Consider the following 12,602-nt stretch of genomic DNA (forward strand, 5'->3'; position numbering starts at 1 on the left):
AAGTGGAGAGATCGGGACTCGTGACCCGATCGAATCTGGCGGAAGAGGCCTCTAACAGGCCGCCGACATACCGAACCAGAACATCGAACGCGGGCGTACGATCTGCGAGTGCGACGAAATCATGCAAATCTCTCCCTGGCTCGATTGAATGAGGTGCGCTTTATAGATGTATCGTTTCCGGTTTGCAACGGGGCCCCCGCGAATTCATGGACGAGTGTTGCAATTTGGTGCGTGGCGCCTTGGTCCGGCATCGCCGCCGCCTCAATCTCCGCTGTCATGCCCCGGCTTGACCGGGGCATCCAGTACTCCGCGGCGATAGTTAGCTCACACAACTTCCGCTGCGGAGTACTGGATCGCCCGCCTCCGCGGGCGATGACACCTCGTAAGCCGCTTGCCTAATGCGCGTCGCCGCCACCGGTCATCGAGGCCGGTTTGCTCAGCAGCGTGACCAGCAGGCTGAGGCCGAGATAGAACAGCGTCAGCGCGAAGAAGGCGTCGCCAAAGCTCATCACCACGGCCTGGCGGTGCACGATCTGGCTGAGCTGCTTCATCGCCATCAGCGTGGAATCGCCGAGCCCCTGGAATTTCTGCATGAACATGGTCAGGGTTTCGGTCGCGGTCGCATTGCCCCAGGTCACCCGCTCCTGAAGGCGGGTGATGTGCAAATCGGTGCGGTTGTTGAGCACGGTGTTGATGACGGCAAGGCCGACCGCGCCGCCGAGATTGCGCATCAGGTTGAACAGGCCGGAGGCGTTCTTCACCCTGTCGGGCGCCAGCGTTCCGAGCGCGATGTTGTTGGTCGGCACCATCGCGAACATCATGCCGATGCCGCGCAGGATCTGCGGCACCAGCAGCTCGTAGAAATCGTAGTCGCGCGTGATCCAGGTCATCTGGTAGGAGCCGATCGCGAACACGATGAGGCCGAACGCGATCATGTAGCGCATGTCGACCTTCACCATGAGACGGCCAACCAGCGGCGCGACCAGGAACATGGTGATGCCCGAGACGAACATGGTCTCGCCGATCATCAGCGCGCTGTAGCCGCGCACTTCGGCGAGGTAGCGCGGATAGATGTAGGTCAGGCCGTAGAGCCCGATACCGATGCAGAACTGCAGGACGCAGCCGACCGCGAAATTGCGGTTGGAGAAGGTGCGCAAATTGACGATCGGCTCGGCCGCGGTGAACACGCGCCAGAAGAAGGCGATCGCCGAGACCGCGCAGATCCAGGCGCAGATCGCGACGGACGTGTCCTGCATCCACTCATGTTGCGGACCTTCCTCCAGCACATATTCCAGCGTGCCGAGGAAGCCGGCCATGAAGAGCAGGCCCCACCAGTCGAAGCGGTCGAGCAGCTCGAAATGCGGCTCGTCGAAATCGACCAGCGCCAGCACGCCCAGCGTAATGCCGATGCCGGGCACGACGTTGATGAAGAACAGCCAGTTCCACGACATCAGATCGGTGATGTAGCCGCCGACCGTCGGGCCGATCGTGGGAGCCAGGGTCGCAACAAGCCCGATGATGGGACCGACGATGTGGAATTTGGAGCGCGGGAATACAGTATAGGCCGAGGCGAACACGGTCGGGATCATGCCGGCGCCCAAAAAGCCCTGAAGGGCACGCCAGAGGATCATCTCCTCGATCGTGGTGGCGAAGCCGCAGAGCAGGCTCGAGGCGGTGAAGCCCGCGGCCGAGATCGCGAACAGCAGCCGCGTGCCGAAAGCGCGCGACAAAAAGCCCGACAGCGGGATCGCGATCACCTCGGCGATCAGATAGGCGGTCTGGACCCAGGCGACCTCGCTGGAGCTTGCCGACAGGCCTGCCTGGATTTCACTGAGGGACGCCGAGACGATCTGGATGTCCAGGATCGACATGAACATCCCGAACACCATGATGATGAAGGCGAACAGCCGCTTCGGCGCGATGCGCTCCGAGTCGGGGTTCGCCATCATGGCGGGTGAGGCGGTGGTGGCGTTGGCCATGGTCTGACCTCGCAGCGCTCGATTTGTGGCTACTGCGGGTGGATCGCGGTGGGATCGTCGAGATCGATCTCGCTGTCGGCGTCGGCGGCGCCCTTGTTGGTATCGACGGTCGCATAGACCGACATGCCGGCGCGGAGCAGGTTCTGCTTCGCCACCGACTTCGGCACGCGGATGCGGACCGGCACGCGCTGCACGATCTTGGTGAAGTTGCCGGTGGCGTTGTCGGGCGGCAGCAGCGTGAACACCGAGCCGGAGCCCGCTGCGATGCTGTCGACGATTCCGGAGAACTTGCGCATGCCGTAGGCATCGACCTTGATCGTCACCGGCTGGCCGGGACGGATGCGCTTGAGCTGGGTTTCCTTGAAATTGGCGTCGATATAGACGTCGTCGAGCGGCACGATGTTGCCGAGACGCTGGCCGACCGCGACGAAGTCGCCGGCGCTGACCAGGCGGTTCGAGAACGTGCCGTCGACCGGCGCGCGCACCGCGGTGAAGGCGAGATCGCGCTCGGCCTTGGCGAGCGAGGTCTTGAGCTCGGCGAGCTGCGCCTGCGCTTCGGCCTGCTGCGCCTTGGTGACGTGGACATTGCTGACCGCGACGTCGTAGGCGGCCTGGGCGGCCTTGACCGCGGCGGCGCCCTGGTCGCGTCCGGCTTCCGAGCTTTCGAACGTGGCGCGCGAAGCAAAGCCCTTGCTGCTCAGCGCCTGCTGGCGCTCATAATCGAGATCGGCGCGCTTGAGGCCCGCCTCGGCCGAGACGAGCTGCGCCTTGGCCTGTGCAACCTGGCTGTCGAGCGCTGCAATCTGGCGGCCGATGCGATCGATGGTGGCCTGCTGGGTCGCGATCCTGGTCGCGGCGGCATCGACCGCGATCTTATAGTCGCCGTCATCGATGCGGAAGACGACGTCGCCGGCGCGCACGGTCGTGTTGTCGCCGGCGAGGATCGAAGAGATGTGGCCGGCAACGCGCGCGCCCAGCATGGTGTTGTTGGCGCGGACATAGGCGTCGTCGGTGGAGACGTAGAAGCGGCCGACCAGCGTGTAGTAGCCGGCATAGCTCGCGGCCGCGAGCGCCAGCACGAGGCCAACACCCATCAGGACGAATTTGCGCTTGCCGGGCTTCGGCGCGTCGGCGGCAGCGGGTGCAGCCGGCTTGTCGGTCACGGGCGTCTCCGGCGCCTCATTGGTGCGGCGCTTGGTTTCCTCGGCCACATGAGAGCGCAACTGCTCGGCAAGGGCGACGGATTTCTCGGTCGCAGCTTCACTGCCGGCATGCCCCGGCGTCGTCTCCACCGCTTCCTGGCGAAGGACGCGCGCAGCCTGGTCTCTCGATACGGCCATAAAGGCCTCCCCAACAAAAAAAGCGGCGACCAGGGACGGCCCTCCTGCGGCCGGTTCCCTTTCGCCCATTCCAAATATCATTGACCGAACGGTTCGGTCAACATAGATAATATTCCCGGGCAGGACCCTACTGGCCCGAATCCTTTATTTGGGTTTCATGGGTCGGGCCCGATCCAGAAACCTTCCGAGACGCTGAACCAATGGTTGTAGCCGGCCGCGAACATCTCCACGTCGTCCAAGAGGAGGACAGCTCCAAGCGCCGCCAGATCCTGGACGGAGCCCGCAAGGTGTTCATGGATCTCGGTTTCGACGGCGCCAGCATGGGCGAGATCGCGCGCGCGGCGCAGGTCTCCAAGGGCACGCTCTACGTCTACTTCGCCGACAAATGCGCGCTGTTCGAAGCCATCCTCGAGCAGGAGGCGCTCCAGCACGGCCAGGTCGTTTTCAATTTCGATCCCGCGCGCGACGCCGAGACCACGCTGAAGGATTTTGGCCAGGCCTATATCCATCTGCTGTGCCGGCCCGGCGGCGGTTCGGCGATCCGCACCGTGATGGCGATCGCCGAGCGCATGCCTGACGTGGGCCGCCGCTATTATCTGCGCGTGCTGGACAAGACCATCAACCGGCTCTCCGAATATCTCAAAATCCATGTCGCCTCCGGCGACCTCAAGATCGACGATTGCGATCTGGCAGCGTCACAGTTCATGGAGCTGTGCAAGGCCTCGCTCTTCCTGCCGTTCGTTTTCCAGGCCGCGCCTGCGCCGTCGGAAGAGCGCATGACCGAGGTCGTCGACAGCGCGACGCGGATGTTTCTGGCGGCGTACCGCGCGAAGTAGCAGCGGCGTGCCACTCGTTGCGCAGCCCGCTGCCGCGGCATTATATTAAGCGCCATGTCCCGTGATCTTCGCCCGCCTGTCGATATCCTCCATTACGAGATCGTCCAGGAACAGGCCTCAGCGCTTGGACGGATGGGCAGTGCACTCGAACAGAGTCTTGCGCGCCTGCGCGAATTCGACGCCGCTCACGCGCGCTCGGAAGTGCCGGCCTCAATGCAAGCGGCGCGGCGCAAGCTGGTGATGGAAGCCGGCCAGGCGCTCTGGATGCTCGTGGTGCAACGGGAGGCGACCGGCTTGCGCGACAGCCGCCATATCATGCGGACCTACAACGTTCCGGGCGAGGTGCAGCGGTGCATGGGGCTGGTCCCCGCACCGTCGAAGCCGGCCTCGAAGTGACTGTCCGGCACCCAGGGACTAGGCCCCGATCTCTTCCATCTTGCGCCACCCATGCAGGACGCGGCGCCCCTCCCGGGTGAATGCGAAGCAATTGCCGCCGCCGGCCGCCTGATCGTGAACGCGATCGATGGCATGACCGGCTTGGTGACAGAACAGCAGCGTGCCGACGGCACCGTGGCCAACGAAGAGAACGTCGCCCGGGCGATTGCGGGATAGCACCGCCTCGGTCTCGCGCACGATGCGCGCCTGCGCATCGACGGCGCGCTCCCAGCCGCGGACGTTGAGATGTGGCTGCGCGAAAAACTGGTCGGCGACCTCCTCGAACTCGGCCGGTTTCAGGAAGCCGGTCGCTGAACGGTCGTTCTCATGCATGGCCTCGCGGATCTCGATCATGAGTCCGAGGCGGCCCGCGATGATCTCCGCGGTCTCGATCGCCTTGCGCTCGGCGCTCGAGACGATCTGCGTGGTGCTCGCGAGCCAGCCCGCATTCGCCGCGGTCTCAGTGCGCGCGCGACCGACCGAACTCAGGCCCCATTGCGGCACGGGCACCGTGGGATCTATTTGCACCTGCGGATGGGTGAGATAGCGGACGATATCGGCGGGCATCTTACTCGTCGGCGTACTCGTCCTCTTCCTGCTTGCGCGTCGCGCTCTTGCGCGTTCCGAGCGAGCCCGTGACATAGGGATCACGCCGACCGGCGTAAGGGTTGCGCTGCTGGGCGCGGCCGGCGACCTCGTCGCCCGAGACGGCGGCGGGCTGGCAGATCAGGCGGCGGCTGGCGCGGCGCATCAGATCCACGTGGATATGATCGTAGTGATAGACGTTCGAGCCCGGCGCCAGCACCGTGGTGAAATGCGCGCACGCGCCCGACTGCACGTCGCGCAAAAACCCCTGCTCTTCCGGCATGCCGCGCCAGCCGTCCTTCACGGTGACGCGGCGGCCGTCGGCGAGCACGAAGGCGGCGATGTCGAGCGCGTTGCCGAAGGCGTGCTCGGAAATGTGGGCGTGCGAGTTGCCGTTCATGCCGCGGCAGGAATAGGCGGAGATCTGCTTGATCTCGACGACGCGGGCGCCGAACCAGCGCATCGCCGATGGCTGCACGGTGTCGGCGAGCCAGCGATCGAGCTCGGACACGATCGGACAGGCGAGCGTCGCGGTCGGCTTGATCGCGACGGGGCCGACGGCGATGACGGGATTGCCCTGCGCCGGACCAAGACGCGGCAAAGGTTGCTGCGCGGGCGCCTGCGAGTACGGCGCCGGCCGCGCCGGATAGCTCGGCGCATTCATGTAGCGTGCGGCGCCCGCGGCGTCGGTGCCTTCGGGCGGCAGGTCGATTTCGTCCTCTTGCTGGGCCACGCCGGGCGCGTTCAGCGACATCGGGCCGGGCGCGTTGCCGTAGCCGGAGGGCTGGCGCACCGCGCTCTCGGGATAGTTCGACCGCTGCGGATAGGAGGATGACGGATAGTTCTGGCTCTGCGGAGGGTTCGATCGCGGCTGCGTCACCGGCCATCGCGGCTGGCCGCCGACACTCCCCGGCGGACGCAGTTCCTCGTCGGCAAAGCCATAGCTGCCCGAGGCTTCGCCGATGGCGGCGACCTTCAACGGGAACTCGGCGCCGCACATGCCGGGGCCCGAGATCGGCTCGATGCGGACGAGATCCGGCCCCTCTTTCACCGCGCCCGATTTCAGGCATGCGGCTTCGGCCTCGGCCCGCCACGGTTCGCGTTCGGCCTGGAAAAAGCCGCGTCCGCAACCCGCAAGCGAAACAAGGACGATGGAGCCGACGAGATACAAACGAACTCCGCGCGTCATGCACGCACGTTCGGTGAATTTACTTAAAGACTCTTCAACGTGTTGATTTCAGTGTTCTTTAACCATACCGGCACGCACGCGCGTACGCCGCCAGGCAGCAGCGGAAGCAAGGCTGACTTTTTCGGAGAGAGACTCTCTGTTAACCATGATGCGCTCGCACGGGGGACAGCAGCGGGAGCGACCTTATGACGTTCGCCGGGAGACTGAGCGTTATCACCGCGTGCCTCGCCATGGCCTTTGTCGGCGCCATCGTGCTCGGCATGATCTAGAGACATCACCGACCGCATCACGGGCTTGCCCGGCGGCGCCGGATCATCCGGCCGCCGGGCCTATTGCCGTGCTCAGAAATTCGAACAGGACGATCCCGTGACGCCGCCAATCTTGAAGTCGTGGCAGACGAGACCGGGATTATCAGGATCGGGATAGCCGTCGTCCTTCTCGCGAACCGTATGACTGAAGCGCCAGCCCCGCGTCCGCATGCAGCGCTTGTATTGCGCCGAAGTCGCCGTGCCGTTCTGCGGCGCGCCGAGTTGCGCGTCGCAGAACGCGCTGTCGACATGCAGCGCATCGTCGCCGCGCTGCTGCTTCAGCCTGTTGTTCCAGATGTCGGTGTCGGCGTGGGCCGGGACCGCGCTGCCGATCAGCAGCGCGGCGATGAGGCCGAGACGTTTCATGGTGGCTCTCCTTGCATGCGTCGTCAGCCATCGGTCGCGTGCAAGCGAGATGCAGGTTCGGTGCGGGACGATTACAAATTGGACAGGGGATCTTTCTTTTCCTTCTCCCCTTGCGGGAGAGGGTAAGCAGCACGCCTGCCCGCGAAAGACTACGACCTTGCCCCCCACTGCTGTGATGTCGTGATCACCTTCTGCTGCCGCTCCTCGACGCGCGTCCAGTCGTTGCCGGAGCACCAGAAGCGGCCGAGCGCGCAGGCTTCGACGCGAAGCCTGCCGGAAGCCGTCAGCGTCATCGTCCCATAATAGGTGCTGCCGCTGGAACGGCTGTAGATGCTGCCGGTCCAGGAATCGTGCGTTTTCGGCTTCATGTTGACGAGCACGCTTTCGCCCCGGCTCGAGGCTTCGGTCAGCGCATAGCCGCACAGCGCGGCGCCGCAGCGTTCGACGCGAACCGTGCCCTTCGCGCCTGGGCTCTCCCATTCGCCGAGCGGCGAATAAGCCGGCTCGTCATCGCTGCGCTGGGCGATCGATGAAGTCTCGTCGGGCCTCGGAGCGACGGCCGTCACCTCCATGCGCGGCGGATCGAGCATGACCGTCTTCGGCGGATCCATGCGCGGCAGCTCAACTCTCGGCGGATTGGGGCTCGGCGCCTCGAGTCTTGGCGGCGGCAAGACAACGGGCTGCGATGTGGCCGCGGCCATGACGGGGGCGGGCGGCGCGGGTGGTGCCACGACGACGGCCGCTGGCGCCGGCCTGACCGGAGCTGCCGGACAAGCCGGTTGCGACGGCGCGACTACGGGCAGCGGAGCAGGTGTCGTATCGGCATCGATCGTCCGCCGGAGGCTGCGATTGGATGAAACCGACACACAGGAAGCAGACCGGCAATTCCGCGGCGCCTCGACATGAAACCGGTGGCCGCCGATCGAGAAGGTGTAGGCACCGGCATGCGCTGAAGACGCCATCGCCACCAAAGCGATCAATGTGCCAAGCGATGTCGCAAGCCGCTTCATCGGTGCCTCCCTCTGTGTCGCCACGAGGTTACGCAGGACGACCCGCCGCTGAATGTGCGCTGCCTCACCCAGCCGGCACGGATCGTTGTGACGTCCATCACAGAAGTCGGGACAGGCCCGGCGTAGGGTCGAACCACGCTTCATCCACCAGCGACACCAGTTCAGACCGGCACAATTTTCAGAGGTTGCCATGAACAAGCTCACCATCGCCGCCACCGCGCTCTTCCTCGCTTCGACCGCCGCCGCGCATGCCGGCAACTCGATTGCGTTCCAGATCGAAGGCCAGCACATCCGCATCGAGACGCCGCGCAACTGCGCCTCGCTCGACTGCGTGACGATCGTTGCGCCGGGCCTGTCGGACAAGCCGATCAAGCTGAACAACATCAATCTCAAGGGCCTCGGCGGCTCCAAGGACGACGACGACGACACCACGCCAGCTCCGTCCACGACGACCGCACAGCCGGCGCCGGCTCCGGTGCAGCAGCAGCCCGTGCAACAGGTGCCGGTGCAGGCGGCCGCGCCTGCTGTCGCCACCCCCGCGGCTCCGACTGTTGCCGCCGCTCCGGCCGCCGGCTACGACAACACCGCGCAGACCGCGCCCGCCGCGGCTCCCGTTGCCGCGCCTGCACCGGTCGCGATTGCGCCCGCTCCGGCTCCGGTGGCCGCCGCGCCGGCGTCGGCCGCCAATACGCCGATCGGCGTCTGGGCGACCGAAGAGAACAAGGGCAATGTCCGCGTCGAACATTGCGGCGCCAATCTCTGCGGTTACGCCATGAAGTCCAACGAGCGCATCCTGATCAACATGAAGCCCGACGGCGCGAAGTGGAGCGGCCGCATCCACGATCCCGACTCCGGCCGCAACTACGACTCCACGATCGCGATGAAGGGCCCGAATGCGATGCGCGTGCAGGGCTGCGCCTTCGGCGGCATGTTCTGCGGCGGCCAGACCTGGAAGCGCGTCAGCTGACATCAACGATGTCATCCTCGACAGGTGCACAATGATCGTCATGCCCGGGCTTGTCCCGCCTGCGCGGCCGAAGCCGCTTCGGCGAGGCGAAGGCCCGGGCATCCACGTTCCCGGTAACGCGCGTTAAGACGTGGATGGCCAGGACAAGCCCGGCCATGACGCAGTAGAGAGGGCCGAGCTCATTCGCTCGTATCGCAGGTCGTTTGAACGTTCGCCCCGTCCATGCGACACATGTTCATCCACCATTCAGCTAACCCCAGCTGATATCGGCCGATCTCGCCTCGCGTTCTCACCGGGACTTCCTCGTGACATCAATGGTGGCTTGGCGCCGCTTCGTCTTTGCGCTTCCGTTGCTGGCGTTGCCGCTGGCCGGCGCGAGCGTGGCGCTCGCATCCGATGCAATCGAGCTTGCGCAGGCCCAGCCCCAGGCGCAGCCAACGCCCGCCCCCTCCCCGACGCCGTCGGCTTCACCTGCGCCCGCCACGGACGCGCAACCCGCCGCCGTCGAGCCCATCGGCAACGTCGCGACCGTGACGGGGATCGCGACCGTGGTCCGCGACAGGAACTCGTATCCGCTGCGCGTGCGCGACGACATCTATCTCAACGACGTCGTGCAGACCTCGTCGAACTCCTCGCTCGGCATCACCTTCAACGACGCCACCACGTTCAACCTCTCCGCCAGCGCGAAGATCACCATCGACAATTACGTCTATGAGGACGGCGGCAAGCAAAATTCGGCGATCTTCGACATCGGCAAGGGCACCGTTGCCTTCGTTGCAGCAGCCGTGGCGAAGACCGGCGACATGAAGATCGCGACGCCGACCGCAACGCTCGGCATCCGCGGCACCACCGGCGTCGTCGACGTTCCCGAAGGCGCGGCGGCCAGTGCTGCGAATAACGTCAACATCAAGCTCTATCCCGACGCCGACGGCCGGGTCGGCCACATCGAGGTCAACGATCGCACCAGCGGCACGCGACTCGGCGCCTTGACGCAGGCCGCAAGCGGTTTTGCGATCCGCCCGGGCGCCGGAGGCACAGGCGGCATGCGCTTTGCCGCCGTGCCGATCACGATCGCTCCGCAGCAGATCACGCGCGACCGCGGCTTCGTCAGCCAGGTGCATCTGGCGCAGACCACGGGCCGGCAGATCGTCACCGAGCAGCGCGACTTCCGCCGTGCCAATCCGACCGCAATCAGCCGCATTCCGCGGCCGACCCAGCCACCGCAGCAGCAGCAATTGCGGCCGGCGACAGCACCCGGTCAGCAGCCGCAGCGGCCGAACGGCCAGCCCGGCCAGAACAACCGTCCGGGCCAGCAGCAGCCGGGCACGCCGGGCCGCCAGGGCGCGCAGTCGCCGCAGCGGCAAGGACAAGGCGGCGCCGTGCAACCGGGTACGCCGCGCGCGGGCCAGGGTCAGCAGCAGCGAGGCCAGCAGCAGCAGGGCCAGCAGCAACCAGGTCAGCAGCAAGGTGCGGGACAGCCGGCAGGTGCGCCGCGTACTGGACAAGGCACGCAGCCCGGCGGCGCGTTGCAGACGCAGCCACAGCGAAACGGACAGACCCCGGCGCAGCCCGGCGGAGTCGTGCCGTCACAGCCGGGCACGGCGCCGCAGCCGCAAACGCCGCGCACCGGATTGCAGCCGGGCCAGCCGCCTGCGGCTCAGCAGCCAGGCGGCATCCAGCGCCAGGGCGGATTCCAGCAGCGCCTCCCCGCCGCGCAACGTCCCGCAGCACCGCGCAGACCGGCGCCCGCTCCGAAGGAGAAGAAAGAGCGGCGGTGAACGGTGCCTCCCCTCACCCTGAGGAGCTTGCGAAGCAAGCATCTCGAAGGGCGAGGCCACAGTCGGGCCGCATGGTTCGAGACGCGCGACGCGCGCTCCTCACCATGAGGGTCGACGTCGAGTGCGCGGCCCTCTCCTCCGTCATTGCGAGCGAAGCGAAGCAATCCAGAATCTTTCCGCGGAGAGACTCTGGATTGCTTCGCTGCGCTCGCAATGACGACTTGGAGGGAACTAAGGCTCCCACAAACTTGCTAGCTCGCGGATGTTTCCAAACTCGCGAGCAAAGCAGCGTAAAGACAACTCACGCTTCGCCGCGCAACCAGGCCTTCACCTTCTGCAACAGGCCATGACGCAGCTCGTCGACTGAGGCGACTTCAGCGGGTGTCAGGGTTTGCAAAGCTGCATCGATGTCGTCGGTTGCTGGCGCCGGCTCGGGCACCGGCGTAGACGCCAGCCCGGCCGCCGCGAGCGCGATCGGACCGACCTGCACCAGGAACGCGCGCTCATATTCGCGCGACAGGCGCGCGAGCGCATCCTCCAGCGTCAGCCAGTCGACCGCCTTGATGTCGTTCATCAGCTTGCGAACGGGACCGCCCTCGGCCTCCATGCGCCAGAAATGCACGACCTTGGAGCGCCCTCCCGACTGGTAGACGAGCGTGCCGAGGAATTCGTGGATGGCCACATCGTGGCCGGTCTCTTCCAGCACCTCGCGGTGCGCGGCTTCCTTCGGCGTCTCGCCGTCGTCGAGCTTGCCCTTGGGCAAAACCCATTCGTTGCGCTTGCGCTGGCGCACGACCGCAACCAGCGGCGGCGCGCCACGCCGCAGCACAATACCACCCGCCGCCATCACCGGCGCCCGCGCCATCACAAGATTCCGTGTCGATCCAATCGGCCCGCCGACGATATAGGCTGCCGACGCGGCGGATTGAAGGCTAGTTCTTCTTCAACAGCGCTTGACCTGCGCGAATGCGGGTGCCCTCGCCGATGCCGTCGCAGAAGTTGAAATCACCGGGCGCCAGGATGATGATGGTGGAGCCGTGCTCGAACCAGCCGAGCTCCTCGCCCTTGGTCACGTTGACGTCGCAGGGGAAATTGACCGGGCCGCGAGTCTGCGCGTTCAGCACCATGTCGAGGAAGTGCAGGCGGATGCTCGCGACCAGGATCGCGGCGACCGGCACCAGCGTCACGGCTTCGCCGGTCGACAAATGCGTGCGGATCACCGCGCGCTCGTTCTTGCAGAACAGGCGCTCGACCCGCTTCAGCGCGATCGGATTGACGTTCCAGACGTCGCCATGGATCAGCGTGACGCGTTCGATATGCGCATCATAGGGCGCATGGAAGCGGTGATACATGCTCGAGGTCAACCGCAGCGTGACGAAGCTTCCGTTGCGGTGCTGATCCACGAGCGCTGAGTCACCGAGCAGGTCGAGCAGCGAATAGGGCGCACCCTTGACCTGGAACAGCTCGGTGTCGGCGATCCGGCCATGGGCGCCAACGATGCCGTCCGAGGGGCTGGCGACAATGGAAGGGTCTGGATCGAAGGGCCGCAGCCCCGGCTTGAGCTCCCGGGTGAAGCAGTCGTGCAGGCTCTTGAAGTGGGTCTTGCGCGCCTCCGACAGATCGAGGTCGGAAAACAGCTTCCACAGCGCGATCGAGAAGTCCCGGACCAGGGGATTCTCGATCTTGGAGAACCGGCCCATGAAGCGGGTCAGGGCCGCGCGGGGGATGCGGTTGGTCAACAGGAAGTTGAGGTCTTCCTGCTGGGTGAAAGAGGCGATGAGGGCTTTGACTGTCATGAATCTGTCAGCT

Annotated in this window: 12 protein-coding genes; 4 read left to right on the top strand and 8 right to left on the bottom strand. The window is 65.7% G+C overall.

The window, feature by feature from the left end:
• Positions 1-395: 395 nt before the first annotated feature.
• Together AB7245_RS35150 and AB7245_RS35155 are read right to left on the bottom strand one after the other, a co-directional pair.
• Complete coding sequence (locus AB7245_RS35150) at positions 396-1,979, bottom strand: DHA2 family efflux MFS transporter permease subunit (protein WP_085399266.1); 1,584 nt, start codon at positions 1,977-1,979, stop codon at positions 396-398.
• Positions 1,980-2,008: 29 nt separating this feature from the next.
• Positions 2,009-3,319: an HlyD family secretion protein gene (locus AB7245_RS35155; RefSeq protein ID WP_085399265.1), complete on the bottom strand. Its 1,311-nt coding sequence runs from the start codon at positions 3,317-3,319 to the stop codon at positions 2,009-2,011.
• A gap of 200 nt (positions 3,320-3,519) precedes the next feature.
• Here AB7245_RS35155 and AB7245_RS35160 point away from each other — a divergent pair, with 200 nt between their 5' ends.
• Positions 3,520-4,155, top strand: a complete 636-nt coding sequence (locus AB7245_RS35160; RefSeq protein ID WP_085399264.1) for a TetR/AcrR family transcriptional regulator — start codon at positions 3,520-3,522, stop codon at positions 4,153-4,155.
• Between the two features lie 54 nt (positions 4,156-4,209).
• Positions 4,210-4,551 (top strand): DUF6665 family protein, encoded by a 342-nt coding sequence (locus tag AB7245_RS35165; protein ID WP_085399263.1) that lies wholly within the window; start codon positions 4,210-4,212, stop codon positions 4,549-4,551.
• 18 nt (positions 4,552-4,569) lie between these two features.
• On the opposite strand, the gene AB7245_RS35170 is transcribed toward AB7245_RS35165, so the two are convergent.
• From AB7245_RS35170 to AB7245_RS35185, 4 genes are all read right to left on the bottom strand, one after another.
• Complete coding sequence (locus AB7245_RS35170) at positions 4,570-5,157, bottom strand: histidine phosphatase family protein (RefSeq protein ID WP_085399262.1); 588 nt, start codon at positions 5,155-5,157, stop codon at positions 4,570-4,572.
• A 1-nt stretch (position 5,158) separates the two neighbouring features.
• The gene (locus AB7245_RS35175; protein WP_135214108.1) at positions 5,159-6,364 is read right to left on the bottom strand and encodes an extensin-like domain-containing protein; all 1,206 of its coding nucleotides are present in this window, start codon (positions 6,362-6,364) and stop codon (positions 5,159-5,161) included.
• Positions 6,365-6,705: 341 nt separating this feature from the next.
• On the bottom strand, positions 6,706-7,038 hold the full coding sequence (locus tag AB7245_RS35180) for a hypothetical protein (protein ID WP_085399260.1): 333 nt from the start codon (positions 7,036-7,038) through the stop codon (positions 6,706-6,708).
• 149 nt (positions 7,039-7,187) lie between these two features.
• Positions 7,188-8,048: a DUF2147 domain-containing protein gene (locus tag AB7245_RS35185; RefSeq protein ID WP_085399259.1), complete on the bottom strand. Its 861-nt coding sequence runs from the start codon at positions 8,046-8,048 to the stop codon at positions 7,188-7,190.
• Between the two features lie 190 nt (positions 8,049-8,238).
• Between AB7245_RS35185 and AB7245_RS35190 the strand changes: the two genes are divergently transcribed.
• Together AB7245_RS35190 and AB7245_RS35195 are read left to right on the top strand one after the other, a co-directional pair.
• A complete protein-coding gene (locus AB7245_RS35190) occupies positions 8,239-9,015 on the top strand; it encodes a DUF2147 domain-containing protein (protein ID WP_085399258.1) in 777 nt (258 codons plus the stop codon).
• Between the two features lie 314 nt (positions 9,016-9,329).
• Positions 9,330-10,793 (top strand): FecR domain-containing protein, encoded by a 1,464-nt coding sequence (locus tag AB7245_RS35195; protein ID WP_167767975.1) that lies wholly within the window; start codon positions 9,330-9,332, stop codon positions 10,791-10,793.
• A gap of 301 nt (positions 10,794-11,094) precedes the next feature.
• Here the strand turns inward: AB7245_RS35195 and AB7245_RS35200 are convergent, their stop codons facing one another.
• Together AB7245_RS35200 and asd are read right to left on the bottom strand one after the other, a co-directional pair.
• A complete protein-coding gene (locus AB7245_RS35200) occupies positions 11,095-11,658 on the bottom strand; it encodes an NUDIX hydrolase (RefSeq protein ID WP_085405121.1) in 564 nt (187 codons plus the stop codon).
• Positions 11,659-11,725: 67 nt separating this feature from the next.
• A complete protein-coding gene (gene asd, locus AB7245_RS35205) occupies positions 11,726-12,589 on the bottom strand; it encodes an archaetidylserine decarboxylase (protein ID WP_028153179.1) in 864 nt (287 codons plus the stop codon).
• Positions 12,590-12,602 lie beyond the last annotated feature (13 nt).

It is taken from the genome of Bradyrhizobium sp. 604_D8_N2_3 (assembly GCF_051810765.1).
GTDB lineage: Bacteria > Pseudomonadota > Alphaproteobacteria > Rhizobiales > Xanthobacteraceae > Bradyrhizobium > Bradyrhizobium barranii.